The organism is Chryseobacterium herbae (assembly GCF_025154075.1).
GTDB lineage: Bacteria > Bacteroidota > Bacteroidia > Flavobacteriales > Weeksellaceae > Chryseobacterium > Chryseobacterium herbae.
Genome location: NZ_JAOAMU010000001.1, coordinates 915,627 through 942,381, shown reverse-complemented (window position 1 = coordinate 942,381; position 26,755 = coordinate 915,627). Strand labels below are relative to the sequence as shown.

Annotated in this window: 24 protein-coding genes and 1 tRNA gene; 19 read left to right on the top strand and 6 right to left on the bottom strand. The window is 37.4% G+C overall.

Annotated elements, in window-relative coordinates; genetic code table 11:
* Nucleotides 1-81 precede the first annotated feature (81 nt).
* On the top strand, nt 82-1,122 hold the full coding sequence (locus N0B48_RS04020) for a hypothetical protein (protein WP_259836923.1): 1,041 nt from the start codon (nt 82-84) through the stop codon (nt 1,120-1,122).
* A 309-nt stretch (nt 1,123-1,431) separates the two neighbouring features.
* On the opposite strand, the gene N0B48_RS04015 is transcribed toward N0B48_RS04020, so the two are convergent.
* The 6 genes from N0B48_RS04015 to N0B48_RS03990 form a co-directional block, all read right to left on the bottom strand.
* The gene (locus N0B48_RS04015; RefSeq protein WP_259836922.1) at nt 1,432-2,931 is read right to left on the bottom strand and encodes a lipopolysaccharide biosynthesis protein; all 1,500 of its coding nucleotides are present in this window, start codon (nt 2,929-2,931) and stop codon (nt 1,432-1,434) included.
* 9 nt (nt 2,932-2,940) lie between these two features.
* Complete coding sequence (locus N0B48_RS04010) at nt 2,941-3,735, bottom strand: FkbM family methyltransferase (RefSeq protein ID WP_259836920.1); 795 nt, start codon at nt 3,733-3,735, stop codon at nt 2,941-2,943.
* A 1,185-nt stretch (nt 3,736-4,920) separates the two neighbouring features.
* Complete coding sequence (locus N0B48_RS04005) at nt 4,921-5,748, bottom strand: N-acetylmuramidase domain-containing protein (protein WP_259836919.1); 828 nt, start codon at nt 5,746-5,748, stop codon at nt 4,921-4,923.
* A 141-nt stretch (nt 5,749-5,889) separates the two neighbouring features.
* Nucleotides 5,890-7,779: a hypothetical protein gene (locus N0B48_RS04000; RefSeq protein ID WP_259836918.1), complete on the bottom strand. Its 1,890-nt coding sequence runs from the start codon at nt 7,777-7,779 to the stop codon at nt 5,890-5,892.
* Nucleotides 7,780-8,002: 223 nt separating this feature from the next.
* The gene (locus tag N0B48_RS03995; RefSeq protein ID WP_259836917.1) at nt 8,003-9,556 is read right to left on the bottom strand and encodes a hypothetical protein; all 1,554 of its coding nucleotides are present in this window, start codon (nt 9,554-9,556) and stop codon (nt 8,003-8,005) included.
* A gap of 335 nt (nt 9,557-9,891) precedes the next feature.
* Nucleotides 9,892-10,779: a proprotein convertase P-domain-containing protein gene (locus tag N0B48_RS03990; RefSeq protein ID WP_259836916.1), complete on the bottom strand. Its 888-nt coding sequence runs from the start codon at nt 10,777-10,779 to the stop codon at nt 9,892-9,894.
* Between the two features lie 255 nt (nt 10,780-11,034).
* Between N0B48_RS03990 and N0B48_RS03985 the strand changes: the two genes are divergently transcribed.
* The 18 genes from N0B48_RS03985 to N0B48_RS03900 all read left to right on the top strand — a co-directional run bounded on the left by N0B48_RS03985 (nt 11,035) and on the right by N0B48_RS03900 (nt 26,753).
* Nucleotides 11,035-11,874, top strand: coding sequence for an energy transducer TonB (locus N0B48_RS03985; RefSeq protein WP_259836915.1), 840 nt, complete (start codon nt 11,035-11,037; stop codon nt 11,872-11,874).
* 164 nt (nt 11,875-12,038) lie between these two features.
* Nucleotides 12,039-12,812, top strand: coding sequence for a ParA family protein (locus N0B48_RS03980; RefSeq protein WP_259836914.1), 774 nt, complete (start codon nt 12,039-12,041; stop codon nt 12,810-12,812).
* Nucleotides 12,813-12,881: 69 nt separating this feature from the next.
* Complete coding sequence (locus tag N0B48_RS03975) at nt 12,882-13,772, top strand: ParB/RepB/Spo0J family partition protein (protein ID WP_259836913.1); 891 nt, start codon at nt 12,882-12,884, stop codon at nt 13,770-13,772.
* A complete protein-coding gene (locus tag N0B48_RS03970) occupies nt 13,772-14,431 on the top strand; it encodes a DUF5683 domain-containing protein (protein WP_259836912.1) in 660 nt (219 codons plus the stop codon). Before N0B48_RS03975 ends, N0B48_RS03970 begins: the two co-directional genes overlap by 1 nt.
* A gap of 67 nt (nt 14,432-14,498) precedes the next feature.
* Nucleotides 14,499-15,200: a 4-hydroxy-tetrahydrodipicolinate reductase gene (gene dapB / locus N0B48_RS03965; RefSeq protein WP_090024077.1), complete on the top strand. Its 702-nt coding sequence runs from the start codon at nt 14,499-14,501 to the stop codon at nt 15,198-15,200.
* A 132-nt stretch (nt 15,201-15,332) separates the two neighbouring features.
* Nucleotides 15,333-17,075, top strand: coding sequence for a signal peptidase I (lepB, locus tag N0B48_RS03960; protein WP_259836911.1), 1,743 nt, complete (start codon nt 15,333-15,335; stop codon nt 17,073-17,075).
* A gap of 61 nt (nt 17,076-17,136) precedes the next feature.
* Entirely contained in the window at nt 17,137-17,760 is a 624-nt protein-coding gene (locus N0B48_RS03955) for a WbqC family protein (protein ID WP_259837551.1), read from the top strand.
* 75 nt (nt 17,761-17,835) lie between these two features.
* A complete protein-coding gene (locus N0B48_RS03950; RefSeq protein WP_259836910.1) occupies nt 17,836-19,518 on the top strand; it encodes a S8 family serine peptidase in 1,683 nt (560 codons plus the stop codon).
* 125 nt (nt 19,519-19,643) lie between these two features.
* A complete protein-coding gene (locus N0B48_RS03945; protein ID WP_090024080.1) occupies nt 19,644-20,135 on the top strand; it encodes a lipocalin family protein in 492 nt (163 codons plus the stop codon).
* 25 nt (nt 20,136-20,160) lie between these two features.
* Nucleotides 20,161-20,850 carry a YiaD family glycine zipper/OmpA-like lipoprotein gene (locus N0B48_RS03940; RefSeq protein ID WP_259836909.1) on the top strand — a complete coding sequence of 230 codons (690 nt, stop codon included), beginning with the start codon at nt 20,161-20,163 and terminating at the stop codon, nt 20,848-20,850.
* A gap of 107 nt (nt 20,851-20,957) precedes the next feature.
* Nucleotides 20,958-21,845 carry a decaprenyl-phosphate phosphoribosyltransferase gene (locus N0B48_RS03935; RefSeq protein ID WP_259836908.1) on the top strand — a complete coding sequence of 296 codons (888 nt, stop codon included), beginning with the start codon at nt 20,958-20,960 and terminating at the stop codon, nt 21,843-21,845.
* Nucleotides 21,842-23,161, top strand: coding sequence for an FAD-binding oxidoreductase (locus N0B48_RS03930; protein ID WP_259836907.1), 1,320 nt, complete (start codon nt 21,842-21,844; stop codon nt 23,159-23,161). The genes N0B48_RS03935 and N0B48_RS03930 overlap by 4 nt, the downstream gene beginning before the upstream one ends.
* Nucleotides 23,161-23,886 (top strand): SDR family NAD(P)-dependent oxidoreductase, encoded by a 726-nt coding sequence (locus N0B48_RS03925; RefSeq protein ID WP_259836906.1) that lies wholly within the window; start codon nt 23,161-23,163, stop codon nt 23,884-23,886. The genes N0B48_RS03930 and N0B48_RS03925 overlap by 1 nt, the downstream gene beginning before the upstream one ends.
* A 5-nt stretch (nt 23,887-23,891) precedes the next feature.
* On the top strand, nt 23,892-24,479 hold the full coding sequence (locus tag N0B48_RS03920; protein WP_259836905.1) for an HAD family hydrolase: 588 nt from the start codon (nt 23,892-23,894) through the stop codon (nt 24,477-24,479).
* Nucleotides 24,480-24,502: 23 nt separating this feature from the next.
* Complete coding sequence (locus N0B48_RS03915; protein ID WP_259836904.1) at nt 24,503-24,967, top strand: hypothetical protein; 465 nt, start codon at nt 24,503-24,505, stop codon at nt 24,965-24,967.
* 2 nt (nt 24,968-24,969) lie between these two features.
* Nucleotides 24,970-26,145, top strand: coding sequence for a cysteine desulfurase family protein (locus N0B48_RS03910; protein WP_259836903.1), 1,176 nt, complete (start codon nt 24,970-24,972; stop codon nt 26,143-26,145).
* Nucleotides 26,146-26,229: 84 nt separating this feature from the next.
* Nucleotides 26,230-26,547, top strand: a complete 318-nt coding sequence (gene trxA / locus N0B48_RS03905; RefSeq protein ID WP_047445614.1) for a thioredoxin — start codon at nt 26,230-26,232, stop codon at nt 26,545-26,547.
* Between the two features lie 132 nt (nt 26,548-26,679).
* Nucleotides 26,680-26,753, top strand: a tRNA-Asp gene (locus tag N0B48_RS03900).
* The last annotated feature ends 2 nt before the right edge of the window (nt 26,754-26,755 follow it).

The following is a 26,755-nucleotide window of genomic DNA, read 5'->3' as shown; positions in this document are numbered from 1 at the left end:
CTAATCCCTAATCCCTAATCCCTAATCCCTAATCCCTAATCCCTAATCCCTAATCCCTAATCCCTAATCCCTAATCCCTCATTGAAAAAAATCGCCTACATAGAAATAGACACCCACGCAGAAATTGCACAGGCTTTCATGAATATCATGAAGGATTCTTCTGATTTTAAGGTAGATTATTATTTTTCAAAAAAGATAAAGGATCTGGTGGAGGAAAATGACGAAACAGTGTTTTTATCTGATAGTTCCATGATTATGGAGCAGCTGAAGTTAAAAAAATATGATCTGATCATTATTGGAACCGTTCACCGGTATTTCAACACTTTTCATGCATTGGTTCAAAAATATAATACAGCGGTCATTGTTCATAATATCAATTTTTCGACGGCTTCCAAAGGGGCCTTGATGAAAAGTATTTTCAAAGGAGAAGTAATTTACAGACTTAAGCTATGGTGGAAAGAAGGTTTATTTTATACAGCAAAAGCGTACAGGAATGCCAAAAGTTTACTGGTATTGGATCAGGAACTTTCATCTGATATTTATAATTTCCTGCCTCTTTTTTACAATGAAAACTTCGAAAAACAGGAAAATGAGATGCTTACGATTATCATTCCCGGAGGTGTTTCTCAGAAAAGGAGAGATTATGATTATGTTTTTAAGACCATTCAGAATTTAAAAACCGGGGAGAAATGTGAATTTATATTTCTTGGAAAGGCGGAAGGTAATGAGTTGAAGAAGCTGGAAAAATTAGCAAAAAAACTTCCTGAAAATGTCTCTATTCAGTATTTTTCAGACAGGGTTTCCAATCATGATTTCGAAAAGGGAATGCAAAAAGCAGATGTTTTATGGTGCCCCATTCAGCAGAAAACAGAATTTTTCAGCAGAGAAGAAATTTATGGCGTTACAAAAATGACCGGAAACCTGGGAGATGCCATCAAATATGGCAAAATAGCTGTTTTTCCTAAGGATTATCCTTCGAAACTGGAGTTTATTATTCCTGAGACGGAAAATATTGTAGGGCAGTTTAAAGCGCTTGAAAACGGTCGTTTTGATTTCCAGAAAGAGTATAATAAAAAGTCTGTGCTCAAAAAGCTTGAAGATGTTATTTTGGGTTTGATTTAAGTAGATGTCAGATGCTAGATGTCAGACACGAGACATGAGACATGAGACTTTAGGCTAAGGCTGAGATTGGAAAACGTCAATTGTGAATTTTGCTTTGCAAGTGAATCGTGAATGGTAGATTTAATAGACAAGAAATAAGATTTCAGATGCCAGACATCAGACTATTACAATATAGGTCTTAATTATCACCAACCAGCGACTGTTAACTAGCAAACCAGCAACTACCTTTACACCCTAAAACCCTAAGACTCTCCAACCCTTAAACCCCGTATCCCGAAACTCTCCAACCTCGAAACACGCATCCCGTCCTTATTTAAATTTAAAAATACTTTTAATGAATTTTGCATTCAGATAATTCTCGAGTGGGAATACTTTTGTGAAATAATTTCCGATGTAGATCAATATCAAAACAACAGCCGGTTTGTACATCAGGTTGATGAAATTATTATTAAAAGTAGGCAAAACAATCGCCACTGTAATCGCTAAAGTACAGATAATGGAGACAAAAATCATTTCAATCGTCAGTGGAGAAACTTTGAACACAAAGTAATTGAAAGCGATCTTGATGACATTATAAGTCGTGAGAGAAATAGCGGTAGATAAAGCGATTCCGATCAGTTTCAGATCTGTATTTTTAATGAAATAATAGTTTAGTCCTATCGTAAGTCCTGCCAGAAGTATCATGACAAGAATATTGAATCTGTAGTATTTGGAAAGCGAAATGATATTTCCGTTAAAGCCTGTTGCTAAATCAATTAAAACAGCAGAACCCCAGATCCATACCACGGGCTCATATTCTCTAAGCAAGGTTCCATTTTTAGGCATAAATTCCGTCAGATAAGGAAAACCAACCATGATGCATGAAAACAGGACGGCACCTAAAAAATATAAAGATAAAGACGTCTTTTTGTGAAACCTGTCAAGTTCCTCCATATCACCATCAGCCAGTGTTTTACTGATAATCGGGGCTGAAATATTAAAAAGTCCCAGCTGAGGAATCGAAATTAACGAAATCAAAGCATATAGAACGGAATAAATTCCAACTTCCTCCATTCCCATAAACTCTCCAATCATGAAATTGTTGATCGCAAGATAATTACCAAAAGTTCCCAAGAATCCGAAAAAACTGTAGGCTGCAAATTCTTTATAAAAGTTATCTTTTTTAAAATAATCTGTACTGAAATCAAACTTAATCTTTTCCAGCTTATTGGTGTAAAAGACATAGCCGATAAACATTAGGAAAAACATTCCGAAGAAAAACATTAATGCTGTTTTCTCGGGTACTGATGAGGCTTCTGTATATTGGGAAACCAGATAGATGAAGATCAGGAAAGCTCCCAGGTTGGCAATTTTCGGAAAGAGATTGTCGAAAATATTTGAAACAACAATTCTTTTATAATTTGAAATATATTTATTGAAAATAGCACAAAATGAAAGCAGTAGGGTAAGAGGAAGGATAATCTCTTTGATTTTCCAGGCTTTTGTGTTCTTAAACCCCGGAAAAATATAGGGGAGCAGGAAAAAAACGCATAAAAATAAAATGAAATTGATAGAAACTGCAGCTAATGAGAGCGAAAGCATATTTTGCTTTTTTCCGTCTTTATCTACTTTATTGAAAAATTTTACGTTGGCATAAGAAATCCCGAAAACAACAAAAGGCACGAGTATTTCAGCGGTTGGCATGATGTATCTTAGTGTTCCGTAGAACTCAAGATTATTCATGAAAATAAAAATGGAACCGGTACCCAGCAGAAAACCAATATAACCTATGATGGAATATTTGAAGCCCTGTCTCGCTACTACACTCATACTGTTTTTTTAATGGTTTTTTGGCGTGAAAATAATGTTGTTGATATAGCTGGTCTTGTTTTTTTCGTCGTTCGTGTTGTCCAGTAAAATCTCTTCCGTCAGAAGCTCCAGCCTAAAACTGTCACGGTTAAGATATTGTACTTCATAGCCCCAGCTTTTTACTTCCGAAATATCGTTCCAGATAGGAGTTTCGTGGTGTCTCTGTTCCATTTCTACCATCAGGGTAGGAAGGAAGCGTTTAATGATTTCTTTAGCACCGGATAAGGTTTTCATTTCATTGCCTTCCACATCTATTTTGATGAAATCCAGTCTGTCAAAATGTTCTATGGCGGCCCATTCATCCAGCTTGATTACTTTTACCTTTTCCGTGTAGCTTTTCTCTTCGCCTTTTTCTTTGTAAGAGGTGTTTAAAGTCCCACGGGAAGCAATCTGCCTGCCATTAATGATCGGAACTTTAAATTCAGCGGTCGTGTTTTCGTCAGAAAGTGCTAAGGGGAATATCCTCATCCTTGGAAAAAGTCTTTTCAGACGGCGGTAAAGCTTCTTATTCGGTTCAAAACCATAAATATGTTCATGATTGAGTTTATCCTCCAATTGATAAAGAAAAGTTCCCACATTTGCCCCGATGTCCAGTATCACAGCATTTTTTGGAAGGTATTCCTTGATCCATACCAGTTCCGGTTCTACATTCCGCGCCGAAAAATTACTTTTTGTAAGATTGTTTAAATTCTTAAAATATCTTTTTTTGTAAAAACCCGGACTTATATATTGTAGTTTTTCTGCAATTGTTTGGTATAAAGACATCCTTAGTTGTTTGACGAAAAGCAAAGATAAGGAAAAATGTTAAACTGATGTTAAAAAATAATAAATATAACCAATTGATTATCAATTTATAACTTTTTAGTTGTATTTTATAAAAAAATGAATTTTAGAAGATTGACGTTTTGCCATAAAGACGATTTTCAGAAAGATATTCTGAAATAGAACTTCACCTAGATTGGCGTAGATTAATGGTGAAAAGTGCACTTGTTTAAATTTTTCACCATAAACAATGATCTTTTCATAACCACAAAAATCACAATTTTTTTAAGTTTAAATGCTTTACGAATAATAAAATCATAAAATTTTTATATTGGATAATAAGTATTTATGTAAATAAAATTGGATAAACGCAAAGGCACAAGGTTTTATTTAAACGCTTTTTAAGGCGCAAGAAAATCAAAGATTTTCAGCAAGGGTGATGATGAGATTGCTTCGTCGCTATGCTCCTCGCAATGACAGCGGTATTCAATTTTATCGCAGATAAAATCCTTGCGCCTTAAAGCATTCGAATTAAAAAAAACTTGCGTCTTTGCGATGACCAATAAAATGTGTAAACATCTGTGAAAATCCGTGCAATCTGTGGTTAAAAAATATTAACCACAAAAGTCACAAAAGCTTTTAGCACTTAAGTTGTTTGAAGTTGAAATGATTTGTGAAAAGAAGTTCACATAAGTTTTGGAAAAAATCAAGATTTTTATTCTGAATACTCTCCATAAACATCTGTGAAAATCCGTGCAATCTGTGGTCAAAAAATAACGACAAAAGTCACAAAAGCTTTTAACACTTAAGTTATTTTAAAGTTGGATGCTTTAAGCATAAGAAGTTCACATAAGCTTAAGAAAATCAAAGATTTTATTTTGATGATTAAAATCTGTAAGAAAGAATTTTTTTTAACAATTAAGAATCATAAGCTTGTAAGAATATGAAGTTTGAGCTTCGCTTTAAGGCGTATAACTTAAAAAATTCTTTGATTTTTTTCTTAACTTATCTTATTCTCTTCATCTATCTTAATGTTTTGAAAATATAAAATGAAAATCTGTGTAATCCGTTTAATCTGCGTGAAAAAATATCATAAAAAAAATCCCGCAGTTCAAAAAAATCCTACAGCAATATGCCACTCCGGAAATCCATGTAAACCGCGGGAACTTTAAAAATAAAACTCCTTATTTAGTTTTGAGAATATTTTGCATAAGCCTTGGCTAGTTTTTCATCATATTTATTTTGCTTGTAACCGGCTCCGTTATAAAGTTTAGCAAAACCTGCCCAGTTTTTATTTCTGAGATGAATCAGACAGTTATTTTTCTCCAGAAATTTTCCAAAAGCTTTCAAATGCTCACCTTCATTGATTTCCATTTGAGAAACAAAATGATGAACATCAGTATAGCCTAAGTTTTTAGCATGATAGCCCATAATCTGGAAACTTCCCCATGAAGCAGAAGATAAGGCGGCCTCTTCAAAATTAGGACTGTTGTTGAGGTTTATGGCTTCATTGAGTCGGTCATATTCTTTCACGCCTCCCTGATAATAGGCTCTGGTCCATTTTGGATAAAGAACATTCTGACTGGCTGAATTGTAATAAGAATTGGGATCAATACCTCTTTTCTTAAGTTCGCTCCAGAACACATGGCCTTCAAACAGTATTTTTGGTTTATTGTTGATTAAAAAACCTTTTCCGCTGCTTTCAATTTCATTCACGGCTTTTACAGCGGCCAGTTCGAGGTTGTATTCCCCTGCAAAATTGACAAGGTCGGTTTCTTTCAGGAATTTATCAGTCTGGCTGACTGGTCTTGTGTCTTTTTCAAGAAGAACGGCCCAGGTTTTTACGCCAACGATTCCGTCTACAACCAAGCCATTTTTGTTTTGAAAATCTTTCACCGCTTCATCTACTTCCAAAGTGAATGAATCTGAAATCTTAATGCTGTATCCCAGTTGATAAAGGATCTCGCATAGTGTGAGTACTTCCGGTGCTTTTGTATAATATTTTAAAAGTTTCATGATAATAGTTTTATGAATTGTGAATTGTGAATTGTGAATTGTGAATTGTGAATTTTTTATACTAGGTCTCAAAATTTGAAGCCTCCAGCTTTAACCTTAGCCTCAACCTTAGTCTAATATCTGATATCTGAAGTCTGGCATCTAATCAACCGGTATCTTCGGCATCCTCTCACAGATCATCCCGATCAGGAAATAGGATTTAAATTTTACTTCTTCTCTTTGGAGTTTGTATTCCAAATTGAGAGGCATGGCGCTGCTGATGCTGAAATTCTGATTTAAAATTGCATAATCATCGATTCTCAGTTCGATACTGTATTCCCCGAGAGGAATCAGTTGGCTGATCATGCCGGTTTCATTGCTTTCAATCTCAAAAATCCGGTTGTTATTGGTTCCTTTAATGGAAATACCGCATTTATAAATCGGATCATTATTGATCTTATCTAAAATCCTGAACTGTACAATAGCGCCTGCAGGTGGTAGCGGAACAGGAATGGGAATCGGTGTAGGTATGGGCGTTGGTGTCGGTACCGGTATCGTGGGAAACTTAGGTCCCCAGGAACCCCAGGGCACTTTAATGGGGTTGGCTGGCTGGGGAGTAGGTTGTACCGGACTGGCTCCATGAGGAACCGGATTGAGTTGTTGTAAGTTTTTAATATTATTGATGATGTTTCCCATATTGGTCTTGCCTGCGAAAGATGCATTGACAGTTGTTTTCATGGTATCGGCCGGTTCAGGTTCCATAGCTGTTTTGGCATTGATGCTGTTAATAACTGTTGCTTTTTGGGTTCCCGCAATGGCTGTCTTTCTGGCCATATAACTTAGTTGGTCAGATTTGATGGTTTTTACATTCGTGATGGCTTTCAGGAATTTTTGATTATTATTTTTATTGATAAAAACCTGCTGCTTCATGATCATCGGTCCGAAATAAACCAGTTGTTCTGCATTGCTTACACTAGCATTGATTATTGAGGGATCTAAAATCACTTTCAGATTTTTAATCAGAATCATTGTCTTGGGAAACGCGGGAAGTTTAAAATCATTGGAGATCGTCTGTCCGTCTGAGATTTTTTTAGGTTCTTTCCATTCAAAATAATTGGAAAGCATGAAATTCTTATTGAACCAGTTTCTTTTTAAATGCACAAAAGAATAGTCCACTTCCACAGCCTGAATCATACTTTCGTCATAATCTATCGATAAAATTTCTGAAGGAATATTTTCATTGCTGTTTTTCGCCTCAGAATGAAGTCCCTCCAATTCAGATTTTTCAATACGCATGCTGTTCCATCCGGATTCATTTTCCATGAAATCGTAGGGAATGAAATTGATGTCATGAATTGAAGCATTACTGATCACATCTGTTTTCTCAGCAGCCTCAAAAGTATGTTTCGCATTTTGTGCCATAGCCAGATAAAGATCAGCATCGGATGATTTGTTGATCCTTGTCAGTTCCTTTTCAATTGAGTCCTTACTGCCTTTTACCTTCCATTCAGAAAAAGAAAGTTCTTTTATGTTGTTCAGGGTGACAAGTCTGTCGTTCCAGTTGCTTTTTTCTTCGTCAGTATCCAGTCCGTCAAACAATAGAAGATGATCGGTTATCTTATTGACGGCATCTTCAAATAACGTTCTGTATTTTTTATAAGCTTTAAATTCCTTGGTGTCACTGTTTTTAGCATCAAATAAAATGGTGCTTTTGCTGTCCAGAACTTTATCCAGATTTTCCTCCAGATTTTTCAGATTGTTTTTGTCCAGAATATCCCTGTAAATATCGAATAAAGAATTGTTCGGATTCAGATCCCAGAAGTTGGGCGAAATAGGTACTGAGTTCAGCTCATACGCTACATTCTGTTTTTTTATAATCGAAAGCGCTTTTTTCTGCTCATCGTTCAGCAGGCTCTGAGGTTTCAGAAGCTCCAGTTCTTCATTGTCATAAATTCTGAGCGAAGGACAGATCATCGGCAGGTCATTCTCCATCGAACTTTGCGACATATAAATGTTTTTAAGCTTCTGGTAAACGGCTACAAAATATTTCATGGTTATAGTTTTTAGTTTAGGTGAATAACCGGCAGAAAAAACTTCTGCCGGCTATTCTTATTGAGAAGGATATATTAGGTTATAAGACTGGAAGAGGGAAGAAGGGAGGCTGGAAGTTAGTATTGTACATTCATCTTTTGATAGTTCTCAAAGGACTATACCGTGATTGAATATGGGTACTCAATAACTTCCTTCTTCCAGCTTCAGACTTCCTTTCTACTTATTATTTTCCGTCTGCCCATTTTTTAATCTCCGGATTCGGGTTTGGAGATTTTGGTACGATGTGGCATTTATAACCGATAATGTAAATTCCTGTAGAAGTCAGTTTTTTGCCTTCCCATTCGTAGCTGGATTTTACATTTTGGTTGTCGTAGCTATAGTTTCCTCCGATTACGAAAGGTCCTATTCCCACGGCCCCACCTCCTGAAACTGAATTTTTAGCTTCCGTATATGCAGAACTGCTGTCCTTAAAGTTGAATGATACATCTTTTGCAATAATCAGTTCCGTGATGATAGATGGCATTAATCCTTTACCTTTTCCGTCACTGATCATGTCGCCGTTTAATGTTTGTGGAGACTGCTCGTGAAGTTTCCAGTATTTAGATTCGATAAACTGTTGATTGAACCAGCCTCTTTCCACTCTTACCTTTCCGATTTTGAAAGAGATGTCCATGCTTGTGTAATCAGACTTGATCTGTGTTTTCTCATTTTTTCCTCCGGCTTTGGCCCCGATGGAAAATAGTCCCAGACTGAAACCTCCTGCAACTCCCCAGTTATGGATGGTTTTAGAATAGTCGTAATTGGCTTTCCCTTGCGAGATAGAGATTTCAGGCCATCCTTTTGATTCTCTTAAGGCATTAGCTGCCACAGGAATACATGGAGAATAATTCGTGTAGTCTAAAATTCTCGTTCTCTGGCTGTTTCTGAATTCTGCCTGGATTCTTTTCTTAATCACAAGCATGTGTTTCTCTTCAATTTCGCTCAGATAATTTTGAATTCTTTCTACAGCTTCCTTGTATCCTAAAGACTGCCATGCTTTTAAGGAGGCTTCTTCGCGTTTTTTCATGTTTTTCCCGTCGATGGAAACTTTAGCCATCGCATCAGGATCTCCATTGTCGGCTGCTGTTCTGATCTCGTTATTGGCATCTACGATATCATAATACTTCATCTGATATTCTACGTATTTAGCGTAAGTAGGCGCTACAAAAGTGTGGATCAGTTCCGGCTTATTAAAGTCATCTACCGGAGCATTCTCATCAAAATCAGGGTTTTTTACTTTTTTTATTTTGAATAATTTGTCTCTCAGAGAATCCAGTTTTTTCTCTGTTTTTTTGTCAAAATCGGTGTCTACCACTACAGACCACTGCAGAAGATCCTCATATACTTTCGAAACTCTCTTCTGAGAATCGTTCATAATGGTGATCGCTCTTCCTTTTCCGTCTTCCGTAAGTGGTGGAAGCTGAGAAGGAATCGCATCGGTCATTGCTGCGAACTGCTCCATCTGAAGATATTTTTTGAATTTGCTGTTGGATAAAGCAGTTTGGTAAGCTTCCAAATCAACTTTCGGATTTCCGTTGGCATCAAGAATGGGTTTCCCTGTTCCGTCCAGCATTGGTTTTGGTGAAGGTGCATCTCCGAAAAGTCCGTTCAGGGCATAATCGAAAGTATCTTCAGAAAGTGTAATCCCTACCGGGTCAAATGCGATAAAATCATCAGTTCCTAAATGTTCAGGATTTCCTCCGTTGGTTACTGTGTCATAAACTTGCTTTAAAAGCATGCTCATTAATGAATTTGTTTTTGCTTCTTGAGTTAAAGTTGGCATAATTATAAGTTTTTAAATTTTTCTTTGCTTACTCTTTTTGGTTTTCAGCATCCCCTTATTTTCTATGGTACAAATGTATTTTAGTTTCGAAATAAATTCAACAGTGTTTTTCCTGTTTTTTGATGTGGTTTTTACTGTTTTTTAATTTATGTTGAATTTGTTGTAATTAAATAGTGTTATTATTGATGGATTAGATGTGTTAAAAAGTTGCTTTAATAGGCTTGTTCTGGAAGTAGAGGGTGAAAAATCGCTCTGATATTGAGCGATTTTTTAAGGTTGAATAGATGATATTATTTCTTGAGAAGTTTGATTGCTTGTTTTCTGTCACCATCTTTTATTGGAATCAGTAAATACATTCCGGGATACCAATCTGAAGCATTCATTTCAAAATCCTTAGCTTGTCTCGGAACACTTTCTTTTCTCATGAGTTTTCCGGAGGTGTCATATAATTCTAAAACCAAGCTGGTAAAATCATTATCATTCAATTTTAAAAGCAATCTGTCTTTTACCGGATTTTCTTTCACGATGATTTCACTGGTGAAAATTCCTGATTCAGTTGTTTTCAAAAAGGCTCCGGAATTCAGGATAATTTGCCATGAAGAAATATTACTCGTATCACCTGCGCCATAATCGTATATAACTAATGTCCAGTCTCCATTGATCTGCTTTCCGGTAAGAAAGGTAGACATGCTGATAATATTATGGGTAGGGTATTTTGCAGTCCCGATAGTTGGGATGTAGTTTCCTGCAGGAATGTTTTGTGAATCTGTTAGACTGGCTGCATCTATAGGATTTACATTAGCAGAATTAAAGCTTAATACATTCGCAGGAAGAAAATTAGATGAATCTCCACAACTGCTGTTGTTGGCGGTAGTTCCTATTCTGCGTATCAATGTAATCGCGTCTCCCGAAGGACTTATGATATCAGCAGCCACATCCCCAAGCCAGGTTGCATTAAGGGAAAGATTGAAAGTAATCTTTGTAGGATCCCCGATAATACCGGTAATAGGAATGTTTATGGTTGACATATGAACGCCCGGCTGTACGCTGGCACCGCAATCGCCAAGTCTGTTGATTCCGTCTATAGCTGATGTAGCTGTAGTGTTCTGGTAGGTTTGCGCCTGAATATTCATACAGAATAAAAATACCAGGCAGATTGTAATTTTTAAAGCTTTCATGTTAGTTTGTTTTTTTTGTTAAAACTTGTTTTAAATCTTTGGTAAACCTACATAGTGAATGACATTGTTTTTCAAGGATATTCCCCCTTTTTGATACCGTTAAATAGCTTTTTATTAAATATTTCATATAATTCGTTAAATATTTAACATTTGTGTAATTTTTTGGCAGGATTGTTGATTGAGATTTTAAACTTTTTGCAAAAAGCCATTAAAACTAATAATCACTGATTTTAACAGTTTAAATATTTAATAGTGATGAAACACCTAAACCAAAACCAGGAATTTCGTTTCAACGAAGTTCTTTTTGAGCACCGGAACAAAGAATACGGTGCCTATGCATTAAGAAATGAATCTGATAGAATATTAACCAAAGCACTTTTTGTGGGCGTAAGCTTACTGGCTGCTATTTCAATAACACCATTTGTGGTTTCGGCACTGCAGGGGCCTAAAATTACAGATAGTATTATAGCTTGTGATTTTGGACCATTTGATGTTAAAGATGTTGATCAGCCTGATGTACCAGTGGAAGTAAAATTACCAGCGGTACAGCCAGAGAAAGTTAAAACCTATGTTGAAACAGTGCCGGAACCTACATCACATGTTACCAATGAACAGGTTGTAAAAAAGGTAGAAGGAGCCATTGCAGGACCTGTAAACTCTTCAGAAGGAGCGATTGCAACAACAAGCTACCATCCAGTGCTTCCACAAGCAGGAACGGGACCGGCAGTGCCTTATATTCCGCCGACTCCACCAGCTCCAAAAGTGGATGGAAATCGTATTGCAACTACAGACGAAGTTGGTTCCGAAGCTGTATTTGCAGGAGGTATTGATTCATTCAGAAATAAAGTAATGAACAATTTTGACGGGTCAGGTTTTGAAGGTAATGGAGATACCATGAAAACAGTAATTACCTTTATCGTAGAAAAAGACGGAACTATTTCCGGAATAAAAGCAAATGGTAAGGATACTGACTTTAATAATGAAGCTGTCAGAACCATTAAAAATATTAAGGGATTATGGAAACCTGCTAAAAATAAGCAAGGCGAAACCGTAAGAAGTTATTTCAAATTTCCGATTTCGATGAACTTTGAATAGTTGATGAAAAACAAATCTTGATAGTTATCCACAAAGAATTTTTTTTGTGGATAATTTTTTTTATTGCTAAATTGCTTATTAACAATATTTTAACTCAATTTTGAATTTCGTCACTCATCGAGAGCAAAGAAAAAAGTGTATTTTTGAAACCTAAAGTTCTAATAATGGCAAAAATCATAGGTATCGCTAATCAAAAAGGAGGAGTTGGAAAAACTACCACAGCTGTAAACTTGGCGGCAGCGTTAGGGGTATTGGAAAAAAGAATATTGCTCATTGATGCCGACCCGCAGGCTAATGCAACCTCGGGCCTTGGTGTGGAAGATGTTCAGTACTCTACATATAATCTTCTGGAGCACAGCGCAGATACAAGAACCTGTATCAAAAGAACTGCTACTCCCAATCTGGATATTATCCCTTCGCATATTGACCTGGTAGCAGCGGAAATTGAGCTCGTGGACAAAGAAAACCGTGAGTATATGCTGAAAAAAGCATTGGCTGAAGTGAGAGATGACTATGACTATATCATCATTGACTGTGCACCGAGTTTAGGACTTATTACAGTAAATGCGCTTACGGCAGCAGACTCTGTGATCATTCCGATCCAGTGTGAATATTTCGCATTGGAAGGATTAGGAAAGCTTTTGAACACTGTGAAAAATGTACAGAAGATCCACAACAAAGATCTTGGGATTGAAGGACTTCTTCTTACCATGTACGACAGCCGATTGAGATTATCCAATCAGGTAGTGGAAGAAGTGAATTCACATTTCCCGGACATGGTTTTTGAAACCATCATCAGCAGAAATGTAAGATTAAGCGAGGCACCTAGTTTTGGTGAAAGTATCTTAAACTACGATGCCGAAAGTAAAGGTGCTATCCAGTACATTCAGCTTGCAGAAGAAGTTTTGCTGAAGAACGAGAATTTAGTAAAAAATTAATTTAATAATAAATGGATCCTAAGTGAATGGGCATCATCACTTATTAATTATCATTTATCAATTATATCTATGAAGGACAAGAAAAGAGCTATGGGACGTGGTTTGGGCGCTATTCTAAGTGCTGAATCCAAAGCGAGTATCAACTCCGCTACGGATGAAGGAGCAGATAAATTTGTAGGAAATATCGTAGAGGTAGCCCTGGAAGATATTTATCCGAATCCGACCCAGCCGAGAACTTATTTTGATGAAAAAGCATTAAACGAACTTGCTCTGTCGATCAAAAACTTAGGCGTAATCCAGCCGGTTACCTTAAGAAAAGACGGCGAGAAATTCGAAATTATATCCGGGGAAAGAAGGTACCGTGCGAGTAAAATTGCCGGACTTCCGACGATTCCTGCCTATATCCGTTTAGTAAATGATCAGGAGCTTCTGGAAATGGCTCTTGTTGAAAATATTCAGAGAGAAGATCTTGATGCGATCGAAATTGCTTTAACGTATCAGAGACTTTTGGATGAGATCGGTCTTACCCAGGAAAACCTAAGCCAGAGAGTAGGGAAGGACAGAAGTACCATTACCAACTCGATCAGGTTATTAAGATTGAATCCTGATATTCAGAATGCGATCAGAAGCGGTGAGATCTCTGCGGGACACGGAAGAGCCATCATCAGTCTTGAAAGTGAAGAGCATCAGCAGATTTTATTTGATCTGATCATCAAAGAAAAACTCAATGTACGTCAGGCTGAGCAGGCTGCAACTGCATTGAAAAATCCTAAATCACCGGCAGCGAAAAAAATAAATGCTGAGCTTTCCAACAATTTTAAGAGAGCCCAGAAAACGATCGCTGATATTTTAGACGTAAAAGTAGAGATCAAAACCTCCGGAAACGGTAAAAAAGGTAAAATAGTCCTGGACTTCAAAAATGAAGAAGAACTGGAGTATATTTTATCCCATATTAAATAATGAAGAAAATACTTTTCACATTTTTTTTGTGCACTTTTGCTTTCGCTTATTCGCAGGTAGTTCCCGGCGATACTGTTCGTATAGGACCTCTTCCGAAGGATAGTGTTGCTGTCGTAACTAAGTCTGCAAAGCCGGCAAAACCTGTAAAAACAGAAGCAAAGATCGTAGAAGATCTTGAAAATGCAAACGGGCCCACAAAGAAAACCATTAAACTTAACCCGACAAGAGCCGGACTGTATTCTGCAGTATTTCCGGGGCTTGGGCAGTATTATAATAAAAGATACATCAAAATTCCAATTGTTTGGGGTGCTGTGGGGGCTGGTATTGGATATACGCTATGGAGCAATAACCAATACAAAAAATATAGAGAATATTACGTGGCAAAACTTAACGGAACACCTAACGAATTTGTAGACAGTCATCCTTGGCTGGATAAAAAGGCTTTTGGAAATGCCCAGGACAGATATAAAAGACAGCGTGATTATGCGATTGCCATCACAGGTCTTATTTACATTCTGAACATTGTAGATGCTGTGGTAGATGCTCACCTTTACGAGAGCCGTCATGACCCGGATCTTAGTTTTACGCCTGCTGTGATTCAGGATCAGTATGGATTTTCTACTCCGAAAACAGGCTTAAGTTTAAGTTATAGATTTTAAAACAGAATTTTAATAAAGTTGATATAAGCCGTAAGGTTTTTAACAATAATTATAAATAAGATATCACATGAGAATAGCATTAGTTGGATATGGTAAAATGGGGAAGATCATTGATGAGATCGCACAAAAGCGAGGTCACGAAATCGTAGCCCGCCTGAAAGAAACTCCAACAGCTGAAAATCTTAATAATCCGGACGTAGCGATTGAATTTTCATTACCTGAAGTGGCTTATGATAATATCAAAGCATGTCTTGAACATAAAATTCCGGTGATCTGTGGTACCACAGGCTGGCTGGAGAAAAAGGAAGAGGTTGAAAAAATGGCTGTAGACAATGACAGCGCGTTCTTATACGGCTCCAATTTCAGTTTAGGAGTGAATTTATTTTTTGCCCTGAACGAAAAGGTAGCCGATATCATGAAAAATGTGGATGAATATTCCTGTCAGCTGGAAGAAATTCACCATGTCCACAAAAAAGATGCGCCCAGCGGAACGGCAATTTCTATTGCTGAAGGAATCATCAAAAATAATCCTAAATTTAACGCCTGGAAACTGGAAGAAACCCAGGGTAAAGAATTAGGAATCTTTGCCATCCGTGAAGATGAGGTTCCGGGAACCCACAGCGTTTATTACAAAAGTGAAGTAGACGAAATTGAAATAAAACATACTGCCTTCAACAGAAACGGGTTTGCACTCGGAGCCGTAGTTGCTGCAGAATGGATTAAAGACAAAAAAGGAAACTTCACCATGAAAGATGTTTTGGGGCTTTAATTTGTAACAATTACGCTAAATCGTAAACTAATAACAGGAAATGATAACCCACAAATCGTCAGTAACGGAAGAAAGGGATCATTTATTAATCATCGTTGATCATTTATATTATCAGAATAGGCACAAAAAACTATGAATTATTTTTTAACTTATACAGTATATGTTCTCATCTTATCAGTATTAATGGGAATTTCAACATGGAAGCTGTTCAAAAAAATGGGATATAGCCCGTTATTGGCTTTTATACCTTTCTGCAATTATTTAGTTATTTTAAAAGAGACAAAACACCCGAAATGGTGGGCGCTTTTATCGTATTTACCAATTGTAGGACCTATTATGATGACGGTTTTTCATTTGTATTTAATGGATAAGTTCGGAAAAAATCTTATTCAGCATAAATTGCTAACTGTTATTTTACCTTTCGTTTATATGGCAGTCGTAAACTATTCTAAAGATACAGAAATAGAGGACGAGGAATATTTGACGGAAGCAGAAAAAGAACTTAAAGAGAAACATTCCCGTATACTTAATTCTACTGCTCAAATTTTTGACTTATTTGTAACACAATCAAGTACAAAAGTTCCTTCATTTTCTTCAGACGAAGACAGTGGTAAAAAGAAAGATACCTTCCTGGGATCCATTACTTTCGCCGTAGTTTTTGCAACTATTATCCACGTTTTTGTTACACAGCCGTTCGGGATTCCTACAGGGTCCATGGAGAGAACACTTCTTGTAGGTGACTTTCTTTTTGTGAACAAGTGGAGCTACGGGTACAGAATGCCGATGCGCCCTGTAGCCATACCATTCCTTCAGGGAACCATTATGGATACAGGTCAGAAAGGGAATCCGAAAGATGATCCAAAATCATATGTTGACGGAATAAAACTACCCTATACAAGAATTTTCCAGTTCGGAAAGCCGCAGAAAAATGATGTAGTCGTATTCAACTATCCTAGAGATTCTGTACACACAGCGATCGACAGAAAAGATCCTTACGTTAAAAGATGTGTGGCTACGGCCGGAGATACCTTTGAAATGAGAGCCGGAAGACTTTTAGTCAACGGAAAACCTGAAATGGTGTTAGGTGACCAGGAAGTACAGCACAGATACATTGTGAATACAGGAAGCCAACTGGATATTCCTGCATTATATAACACTTATGGATTCTTACCGGTTCAGGAAATCCAGGGAGAGAAAGGATATATTTATGCTTTCCAGGGACTGACAGACAAAACGGCTAAAGAAATCAAACAGCTTCCTCAGGTAATTGACATGAAAGAGGATATTACGCCAAAAGGTGAAGCTGCGGTATACTACAGAGACGAAGCCAAAACAAAAATAGATACTACGCAATCCATCTTCCCGATCAACCAGCCTTGGAACCAGGATTGGTACGGACCGCTAAGAATTCCTAAAAAAGGAGATATTGTGGCAGTTAATAATGAAACGCTTCCGTTGTACCAGTGGATTATTTCTAACTACGAGCACAACAAGCTTGAAAAAAAGAACGGAAAAATCCTTATCAATGGACAAGAAACAAACCGTTACACCATTCAGCAGGATTACTATATGATGGTAGGAGATAACAGAGATGCTTCATTGGATGCAAGATTCTTTGGTTTCGTTCCGGAAGAAAACATTGTAGGAAAACCGATGTTTACGTGGATGAGTCTTCAGGGAGCTTTCGCGGACAGCAATTCGACTTATCAGGCTCCGTTCAAAGTACGTTGGGACAGAATGTTTAAGGCAACCAATACAGGAGAAGCCAACAAAACTTCATACTGGTGGGTGGCTGCAATTATCCTTTTACTATTCTTTGGATGGGAATATTTCATGAAATTCTTCGGAAAGAAGAAAAACGAAGACGAAGTATAATTTAATTTAAAACTTAAAGATAAAATGAAGTATTTGAAAAAATACTTCATTTTTTAATATGATGAATATGACAAATGTATTATTGCCGGTATTTTATATGCCCCCGGTTTCATGGTTTTCAGTGTTTTTAAATCCTGAGAACGAGATTGTATTTGAACAGTTTGAAAATTTCCCCAAGCAGACCTACAGAAACAGGACCAATATCTATGGGGCCAATGGAAAGCTTTCTTTAATAATTCCTATCAATCATAACGGTAAAAAAGAATTTAAGGATACTGAGATCTCCTACAGGGAAGACTGGAGAAATCTGCACTGGAAATCTGTCAAAACGGCGTACCAGAGCTCGCCTTATTTTGAATATTATGAAGACAAATTAAGGAAAATATATGATCTGAATGAGAAATTCCTTCTGGATTTCAACCTGAAAGGATTGGAAGTTATACTACAGATCCTTAAAACAGAAAAGGCACAGTCTTTGAATGAAGAATATATCAAAAATCCTGAAAGCATTAATTTCAGAGAAAAATTTTCGGCTAAACATCCTTCTGAATTTCAGATGGAGGAATATTACCAGACTTTCTCAGACAAATTAGGATTTTTGGAAGATTTGTCGGTTTTAGACCTTATTTGTAACAAAGGCCCTGAATCTCTGACTTATATAAAAAATATTAAACAATCTTATTAACATGAAATCGCCGTTATCGGGAAATAATCCAATCAAAATGGCGATTGCATACGATTTAAAAGTAAATATCAACATATGAAAAAGGTATTATTAGCAGCTGTTTTTCTGACAGGTTTTAGTTTTTCTTATGCGCAGGAAGCTCAGGCTAAAAGCGTTGATCCAAAAGAAGATAAAGATCTTATGACTTGGTATCATAAAGATTTTACAGCATCAAAAGTATACGGTGTAAATACGGCAAACGCATATAAATATTTAGAATCCAAAGGTCTTAAGCCTAAAACTGTTGTAGTAGGAGTTTTAGACAGCGGTGTTCAGGTAGATCACCTAGGTCTTGTGAAAAATGTATGGTCAAATCCTAACGAAGTTCCGGGAAATGGAAAAGATGATGATGGAAACGGATACATCGATGATGTACACGGTTGGAACTTTATCGGTGGGAAAAACGGTGATATTGATATCGACAATATGGAGGTGACAAGAGTCGTTGCTAAGTATAAATCTGTTTTCGAAGGTGATGATTCTGCAAAAAACAAAGCAAACCAGGCGAAAATGCCGGAAGAATTTGCGATCTATATGAAATCCAAAGAGCTTTTCAACAAAAAAAGCATCGAAGCAAAACAGAATCTTCAGACCTATACAATGATCAACAGCCTCATCCCTAATATGGTAAAACTATTGGGAGGGAAGTCCGTAACTGCTGAAACCTTACAAGGAATTAAACCTCCAACGGATCAGAAAGATGCTATTGCAATGAATGTTCTGGGCCAGGTTTCTCAAAGTCCTGAATTCAAAGGAAAATCTTCTGCAGATTTTGAGAAACTGATGAAAGAGCAGATGAAAGAAGCAATCGATCATTATGCACCACAGTCTAAGCAATATGATCTGAGCTACGATCCGAGAAAAGAAATTGTAGGCGACAACTACGACGATTATTCTGAAAAAAGCTACGGAAACAATGACTATGAAGGACCTGATGCAGAACATGGAACACACGTTGCAGGTATCATTGCTGGTCTTCCGCAGGGCAAAGAAATACAGTATGGAGTAGCTTCTAAAGTAGCTAAAATCATGTCCGTAAGAACTGTTCCAAACGGAGATGAAAGAGATAAAGACGTAGCCAACGCGATCAGATATGCAGTAGACAACGGAGCTAAAGTATTAAACATGAGTTTTGGAAAGCCGGTATCTCCAGGGAAAAATGTAGTATGGGATGCTTTCAAGTATGCTGAAGATAAAGGAGTTCTTTTAGTGAAAGCAGCTGGTAACGAAAATGAAGACGTAGCTGAGCACCTTGCATTCCCTACGAACTTTAAAAATGTTACAGATGCAAAACCTTTTGTAACGAACGTATTGGTTGTAGGAGCCAGCACGAACAGAAATAACGAATTGAGAGCCGATTTCTCCAATTACAACAAGAAAATGGTTAACGTTTTCGCACCGGGAGAAGAAATCTATTCTACAGTACCTAAAAACGAATATAAATATCTTCAGGGAACTTCTATGGCATCGCCTGTAGTAGCAGGAGCAGCGGCCGTATTATTGGCTTATATGCCAAACCTTAAACCTGACCAGATCATTGAAGCACTTGTGAAGAGCAGCAATCTGAGCTCGGAGAACAAATTTCCGGAGTATTCTCAGGCAGGAGGGGTTATAGATCTTCAAAAAGCAGCAGAGTATGCGTACACGAATTTCTACAACGGAAAAACTTCAGCTACCAAGAAGCCTGCGAAATCCGTAAAAAAGGCTGTTAAAAAATAATATATCTCCCTGTATATAAGGAGAAACCATTTAAAGTCCGAAATTTTCGGACTTTTTTTATTTTTATTTTTCAATTTGGCACGGTTTTTTGTAACTTTATAAATAACAAAATAATAAACAACAAAATGAAAAAGTTACTACTTGCAGGGATGATTGGAACATCACTTTTTGCAGTGTCTTGTTCCTCAGTGAAAAAAGCAGAAACATCACAAAACCAAAGAGTTGAATACCTTAAATTAAAAGGCGACTGGCAGATTGTTAGCGTTGATTATGAGAAAGGATTCAAAATCAAGCCTTTTGACGAAGGTGCAGATGCTCAGTGTTTTGTGGGAAGTCATTGGAGATTAATTCCCAATAATTACACCGGTGCCTATACTTTAAACGGAGGTGGAGCTTGCCCAAGCATTACTCAGCCTATCAAATTTGAAGTAAAAGACGGCAATACTTTCATGTTCAAAAAAATCGCTGAGGGAACTAAAGCTAAGCAAAATCTTGCAGGATATTCTTTAACGATTACCAACCAGTCTACAGATCAGTTTTCACTTGTACAAAGCGTTCCATTTGATGGAAACACAGTACAGGTTGTCTACAACTTTCAGAGAACAGGAATGAAATAATTTATCAACATAAAAGATCAAAAAAATGAAATTTACTAAAACATATATAGGAGCTCTTTTCTTATCATCAGCATTATTATTAACCAGTTGTGAAGCTGTTCAGAATTCTAACCACCAGCAAAGAGGTACAGCAGTAGGTGTTGCATCCGGAGCTGTAATTGGAGGTATTTTGGGGAATAATGTAGGAAGTGGTAAAAACTCAGCTTTAGGAGCAGTATTGGGAGGTATTATCGGTGGTGTTGCAGGTAACGTGATCGGTAACAAAATGGATAAACAAGCTAAGCAGATTAAAGAAACGTTACCAGGTGCTGAAGTTGAAAGAGTAGGAGACGGTATTAAAATTACAATGAACGAAAGCATCGTGAACTTTGCTTTTGACTCTTCAAACTTAACTTCTGTTGCACAGACCAACCTTAATAAATTAGCTCAGGTTCTTTCTGATAACCCGGATACGAATATCAATATCTACGGTCATACAGACAGCAAAGGGGCAGATGCTTACAACTTATCTCTTTCTCAGAGAAGAGCAGATGCAGTAAAAGCTTATTTATCTGGAAAAGGAATCGCTTCTTCAAGAATGATGACGAAAGGTGAAGGTGAATCTATGCCTGTAGCAAGCAATGATACAGACGAAGGAAGAGCTAAAAACAGAAGAGTGGAATTTGCTATTACAGCTAATGAAAAAATGATTAATGAAGCCAAGCAAGGGCAGTAATTAATTTAATGTATAAATATTTTCGTAAAAGACCGCCCCGGCGGTTTTTTTTGTATTTTTATGCTATGAATTTTGAATTTGCTATTTTTGTAACTGAATTAACATAAATGAAGAAATATCTTAAACTCCTCCGGGTGGAGCAGTGGGTGAAAAACCTGTTTGTTTTCGTTCCTCTGTTCTTTTCAGGAAATATTACAAATATAGACTTACTAAGCAAAAGTGTTTTTGCGTTTATTATCTTTTCCCTCGCAGCCAGTGTTGTCTATATCCTTAACGATTATAACGATATAGAAGCAGACAGTAAACATCCCGAAAAAAGAAGAAGACCTCTCGCAAGCGGAGCCATTTCAAAACCAAAGGCTTTAGGGATTCTTACAGGACTCGCTATTGCTGATATAGCAGTGGTGTTCCTTGCTCAGCTTTATTTTCACGAACCTTTATGGAAATTTGCCACCATCATAGGACTTTATATTGTGATCAATCTGGCGTATACCTTTAAACTGAAGCACGTTCCGATCATTGATATTTTTATCATTGCCACAGGATTTGTACTGAGAGTTTTAGCGGGTGGCTACATCACGGGAATAGGAATCTCACAATGGGCAATCCTGTTGACTTTTGTACTGGCTCTCGTTTTAGCCATCGGAAAAAGAAGAGGAGAGCTGATCAATGCGCAGGTTTCAGGAAAGACAAGAAAAGCTTTGGACGGATACAATGTACAGTTTGCAGATATTGCACTGTCTATTTCAGTAACATTAGCCATCGTCTGCTATCTGATGTTTACCCTTTCACCTGAAGTTCAGGGAAGATTTCATCAGCGGGTTTTTTATACCGTCATATTTGTAGTCTTTGCTTTTTTAAGATATCTGCAGCAGACTTTAGTATACAACAGAACAGAATCTCCTACAAAAATAGTCTACAGAGACCGGTATATCCAGGTGACTTTAGTGCTTTGGGTAGCCGCATTTTTAATCCAGATTTATTTTAAAAAATGAAGCCGAATTTCACACAGAAAGTTACTAACTGGGGCAATTTCCCGGTAGTAGAAAAAGAAATGAGATCTGAGGACAGCTTCAAAAGAATCAAGGAGTTTGTACTTAATCATAACGAAATTATTGCCAGAGGAAACGGAAGATGCTACGGCGACGCTTCCCTGGGAGAAACCATATTTTCTACCAAAAAATTAAATAAATTCATCAGTTTTGACCGTCTCAATGGGGTTATAGAATGTGAATCCGGGGTGTTGCTTTCAGATGTACTTGAAATTGCAGTTCCACAGGGATATTTTCTGTACGTAACGCCGGGAACTAAATTTATTTCCGTGGGAGGTGCTATTGCTTCAGATGTTCACGGGAAAAACCATCACGCAGAAGGTTGCTTTTCAGAATATGTGATCGAGTTTAAGCTGATGACCGAAAGAGGAGATATCATCACATGTTCCAGAGAAGAAAATTCGGATAAATTCTGGGCTACTATTGGTGGAATGGGACTTACCGGAATTATTCTTACCGTAAAATTTAAGCTTAAAAATATAGAATCTGCCTACATCCGCCAGGAAAGCATTAAAGCAGAGAATCTGGATGAAATTTTCAGACTCTTTGAAGAAAGTGAAAATTGGACGTACACCGTAGCGTGGATAGACTGCCTTCAAAAAGGGAAAAACCTGGGAAGAAGTATTCTGATGAGAGGAGAACACGCGTTTCAGCATGAGCTTCCCCAAAAACTGACCCAACAGCCCTTAAGACTGAAGAAAAAATTTCAGCCTACTGTTCCTTTTTATTTTCCGGGCTTTGTACTGAATGCACTGACGGTAAAAATATTCAATCTGCTGTATTACAAAAAGCAGACTAAGAAAGAAGTGAAGTCTTTTATCGACTACGAAACCTTTTTCTATCCGCTGGATGCCATCACAGACTGGAACAAGATCTACGGAAAATCAGGGTTTATCCAGTACCAGATGGTGATTCCGAAAGAAGCAGGAAAAGAAGGAATGAAACAAATCCTTGAAACCATCGCAGCAAGCGGAAACGGATCATTTTTAGCGGTTTTAAAACTCTTCGGAAAAAACAATCCGGAGGCTTATAATTCATTTCCTTTCGAAGGCTATACGCTGGCTCTCGACTTTAAGGTGAATTCAAAACTGAAAAAGCTGGTAGAGAAATTAGATAATACCGTGCAGCAGTTTGGAGGTAGAATTTATCTGACGAAGGACAGCATGAGCAGGTCTTCACTCACGAATTACCTTAAAAATATTCAAAGTTCAAAATTTGTGTCTTTACAGCACAAAAGAATCATAAACAACAATTCATAATGATAGTTCTGGGAAGTACGTCTGAAGTGGCGCAGGCTTTTGTGGAAAAGGCTCTTCAGGAAGGAGAAAAGTTTGGAAAAATATACCTTTTCACTTCAAACAAGGAGACAACGGAAAGATTTGCGAGACATATTGATGTCAAATTTCTGCAGCAGTCTGAGGTAATTGAAATTGATCTGATGAAAGAAATTGATTACACTACATTTGATCATGTCAGTTCAAATGTATTATTTTGTGCCGTAGGGTATTTAGGAGATGGGACTGAGGAAGGTCTTTATGACAACAGGAATACGGAAAGAATTATTAATATCAATTATTCAAAACTGATTCCGGTGATGAACTATTTTGCCCAGAAGTTTGAAAGCAGAAGATCGGGAACCATTATCGGACTTTCATCGGTAGCAGGAGATCGCGGAAGGCAGAGTAATTTTATCTATGGTAGCGCAAAAGCGGCTTTTACAGCTTATCTTAGCGGCCTTAGAAACTATCTTTTTGAGAAAAAAGTGCATGTTCTTACTGTAAAACCAGGCTTTATGGCAACGAAAATGACAGAAGGGCTGCCTTTAAATCCTAAATTAACTGCCACTCCCAAACAGGCGGCTGCATGCATTTATAAAGCATTCAAAAAGCAGAAGAATGTGGCATATGTTTTGCCGGTTTGGAGTATTATTATGATGATTATCAGGAATATACCTGAATTTATATTCAAAAAATTAAAGCTTTAGTAAAAATGAAAAAATTGTATTGTTTTGATTTTGACGGAACCCTGACGTATAAGGATACTATGTTTATGTATCTTAAATTCTACGATTCTACCAAATTCCGGATACAGTTTTTAAGACACGTTCCTCTTTTCATTTTGTTGAAACTGAAGCTTGCCGAAACGGAAAAAGTTAAGAAAAGCTTTATCGGATCTATTCTGAAAGGACAGACCCAGGAAAAGATTGAAATGAAGTCTAAGCAGTTTTTTGAGCAGCACTATCCCAAAATCGTAAGAGAAAACGCCCTGGACTTTATACAAAATATCGATAGGAATAATACACAGAGTTTATTGGTGACCGCCTCGCTGGATATTTGGGTGAAACCTTTTGCGGAAGAACTGAAAATGCAGCTGGTATCCACACGTGCAGAGTTTAAGAACGGAGTTTTTACTGGCAATTTCATAGGTAAAAACTGCAACGGAAAAGAGAAATTGGTCAGAATAAAAGCTGAAATTCACGACTCTAAGTACGATAAAATAATCGCTTTCGGGGATACTTCCGGAGATCGCCAGATGCTTAAATGGGCAAATGAAGGTCATTACCAATTTTTTCACTAATTTTGGATGGTAAAAATGTAACAATGAAAAGACTGCTTATTGTATGTACCGCAATCTTACTGAGCTGTACAGCTACGCCGTCTCAAAAGCCATCAGGTATGCAGGAAAATGCAGATCTGCTAGTTTCTGAGCCGCAAGGTGGTACTGATGAAGCCGGATTTACTATTATCAAGAATGAACAGGAATTCCGAAACGCCATCAAAGGAAGTTTCGGTCTTATCGATTTGAAAAAAGAGCCGTCCGTCAACTATCCGAAATTTCCAAGAAACAAAAAAGTGATTTTGTATCATATGGGTCTTTTCAGGTCGGGCAGCCACAGAATTACCAGCATCAAAAACACATCCGTAAAAAATAATATCCTGTACGTGGAAGTTCCCGCTACACCATCAGGCGGAATGGAAATTCAGGTACTTTCAAATCCCTGGTTTATTTTTGCTGTTCCTTCAGATTATCAATTTACCTCAGTAGAATTAAAATATTCCAATTAAAAATGAACAAAATATATTTAGATAACGCTGCGACGACCCCTTTGGCAGAAGAAGTCATAGATGCAATGGTTAACACCATGAAGATGAATTTCGGAAATCCTTCTTCTACCCACAGTTTCGGTCAGGAAGCCAAAATCCTTATTGAAAATGTAAGAAGACAGATTGCAGACTATCTTCATGTAAGTCCTGCAGAAATTATCTTTACTTCGTGCGGAACAGAATCGAACAATATGATCATCAAGTCCAGTGTGGAGCATCTTGGTGTAGAAAGAATCATCAGTTCTCCGCTAGAGCACAAATGTGTTTCTGAGAGCATTCTGGATATGAAAAACAGAAAAGGGGTAGAAGTAGCCTATATTCGACCTAATGAAAAAGGAGATATTGATCTTAATAAACTGGAAGAATTACTAAAAGCCTCTGATAAAAAGACATTGGTAAGTCTGATGCATGCCAATAATGAAATTGGAAATATCGTTGATATTAAAAAAATTGCAGAATTATGCAAAGCGAATAATGCTCTTTACCATTCCGATACGGTGAAGACCATGGCCCACATGGAATTTGATTTTTCAGATATCCTCGTAGATTTTGCTTCCTGCAGTGCCCATAAATTCCACGGTCCGAAAGGAATAGGCTTTGCTTTTATTAGAAAAGCTACCGGTTTGAGAGGAATTATTACGGGTGGTCCTCAGGAAAGAAGCCTGAGAGCCGGAACAGAAAATGTTGCCGGTATCGTTGGTTTAGGTAAGGCTTTGGAGCTTTGCACCAACAATATGGAGGCTTATGCTGCCCATATCAGAGACATAAAAGAATACGCTATTGAGAAATTATCTGCAGAGGTTCCCAATATTAAATTTAATGGACGAAGCGGGGAAATGGATCACAGTGTTGACAGTGTTTTAAGTGCCTTACTTCCGTATAAAAATCCACTGATCGGTCTTCAGCTGGATATGAAGGGAATTGCGATCTCTCAGGGCAGTGCGTGCTCTTCCGGAGCATCCAAACCTTCGATGGTAATGATGATGGTGCTTTCTGAAGATGAAATGGATCATTGTACACCATTACGTATTTCATTCAGCCATATGACGACGAAAGCAGAGATCGATGCTCTGGCAGAAGCTTTGAAGGAAATTTCAAAAGATTTTGCTATAGAAAAAACAAATGTTGAGCATAGATAGTCTTATTGCGTAAAAATCGTAATTTTGATTATCCAATTAAGGATAAATAAGAAAATAAATATTAATTTAAATAAAAGAAACAAAATGGCTTTAGAAATTACGGACAGCTCATTTCAGGAAACGGTTTTAAAATCAGATAAACCGGTATTGGTAGACTTTTGGGCAGTATGGTGTGGACCATGCAGAACTTTGGGACCAATCATCGAAGAAGTAGCAGCAGATTTTGAAGGAAAAGCAGTGGTAGGAAAAGTTGATGTAGACAACAATCAGGAAATTTCAATGCAGTATGGCATCAGAAATATCCCTACAGTTCTGATTTTTAAGAACGGTGAAGTGGTTGATAAATTAGTAGGTGTAACTCCAAAGGAGATTATCGCTGAAAAATTAAGCGCGCACTTGTAAAAAATAACTTTGATAATGAAGGCCTTCCGGTTTTGGAGGGCTTTTTATTTGCAAATAGTTTGCAGGTAATAAAAAAAGTTGTAGTTTTGCAATCACAAAAAAGAAACAACGTTCTTTACAACAACAGAAAATGATCCGGTAGTTCAGCTGGTTAGAATGCCGCCCTGTCACGGCGGAGGTCGCGGGTTCGAGTCCCGTCCGGATCGCA